Source organism: Anaerolineales bacterium (genome assembly GCA_022866145.1).
Taxonomy (GTDB): Bacteria; Chloroflexota; Anaerolineae; order Anaerolineales; family E44-bin32; genus PFL42.
Genome location: JALHUE010000539.1, coordinates 1 through 1,591, shown reverse-complemented (window position 1 = coordinate 1,591; position 1,591 = coordinate 1). Strand labels below are relative to the sequence as shown.

Annotated in this window: 1 protein-coding gene; it reads right to left on the bottom strand. The window is 63.8% G+C overall.

Translation table 11 applies throughout. The features are described from left to right. Positions 1-135: 135 nt before the first annotated feature. Positions 136-1,143 (bottom strand): ABC transporter ATP-binding protein, encoded by a 1,008-nt coding sequence (locus MUO23_15395; GenBank protein MCJ7514336.1) that lies wholly within the window; start codon positions 1,141-1,143, stop codon positions 136-138. Between the last annotated feature and the right edge of the window lie 448 nt (positions 1,144-1,591).

Genomic DNA, 1,591 nt, shown 5'->3' with positions numbered 1-1,591 from the left:
TCTTGATCTCAAAGGACACCCCATCCACCGCATGTACCGCGCCGACCTGCTTCTGGAAAATGATCCCGCGGGTGATCGGGAAGTGCTTGACCAGGTCGACAACGCGCAGCAGGGCGTGATTGGAGGATTCGGTCATCAGCGCAATTTCCCCGTCTTGGCATCCACCCAGCATGCCGCCTCATGCTCCGGGGCGACCTGCAGGAGCGGCGGGTTCTCGTTCAAACAGCGGTCGACGACGTACTTGCAGCGGGGAGCGAAGGGGCAGGACTTAGGGGACTCGTACAGCGTCGGCGGCAGGCCGTCGATCGAGAGCAGCCGGCGATGGGTGACATCGTCCACCCGCGGCAGGCTGCCCATCAGCCCCAGCGTGTACGGATGGAGCGGGTTGGCATACAGTTCCTTCACCGGGGCATGCTCGATGATCAGCCCACCATACATCACGGCCACCCGCTGAGCCAGGCCAGCGATGATCCCTAGATCGTGTGTGATCCAGATAATCGCCATCCCGATATCGTCTCGCAGCCGCTTGGCCAGCTCGATGATTTGCGCCTGGATGGTGACGTCGAGGGCGGTGGTCGGTTCATCGGCGATCAGGATCTGCGGGGCGCAGGAGAGCGCCATGGCGATCATCACCCGCTGGCGCATCCCGCCCGAAAACTGGTGGGGGTAGTCCCCCAGCCGCTGGCGGGCATTGGGAATGCCGACGATTTCCAGCATCTCAACCGCGCGGTCCGCCGACTGGGTCTTGTTCATGCCCAGGTGAACCTCGAGCGTCTCGGTCAACTGCCGGCCGATGGTCAGCACCGGGTTGAAGGATGTCATCGGGTCCTGGAAGACGACCCCGATCTGGCCCCCGCGGACGTGGCGGATCTCCTCCGGCGTCATCTTGAGCAAGTCGCTGCCCATGAAGTTCGCCGTGCCGCGGTAGATCTCGCCCGGCGGCTCAGGGATCAACCGCAACAGCGACATCAAGGTCACCGTCTTGCCGCAGGCGCTTTCGCCCACCAGTCCCAGGGTCTCCCCCGAGCGCAGGTAGAACGAAACACCGTTCACGGCGTGAACGGTGCCCTCCTGGGTATGAAAGCGCGTGGCTAGGTCCTCGACTTCCAGCACTCTGGAGTCCGTTGGCTGTGGCTTCAACATCCTAGGCTTGTTCTCCCGGCTTGGGCTGGGTCACGATGAACCCGTGGCTGAGTTCATTGCGGCGGAAACTGCGCGTCGGCAACTACCAAACCCGGGACCTACCGACACCACCAGCCGAGAATCTTGCATGATTCTCGGCCTCCCGATCCACCTCAGATGCCATCGCTTGTCAGCTTGTACAAGATTATACCCCAGAGGGGGGATGGGGCAATTTCCCTTGGCTGCGGCCCCGGTGCCGTCCTCGCGATTGCCGGACGTCTTGGCTAGCACGAGCGCCCTGCCCAGGGCTCACGGGCAGGCCTCACCACGCCGAATCCCTTCCAGGTTCCACAGGCTGGTCAGAGCGGACGGATTCGGCCCCAGGCCGCACAGGTCAGGAGCATGCGCCACCACCCGGGGCGGAGCGGCGATCGACAGGCCGGGTCGTTCATAGGCCAAGATCGCCCCC

Bases quoted from the DNA above. Each gene is read 5' to 3' on its own strand.
- MUO23_15395 (MCJ7514336.1), bottom strand. From the start codon at position 1,143: ATGTTGAAGCCACAGCCAACGGACTCCAGAGTGCTGGAAGTCGAGGAC.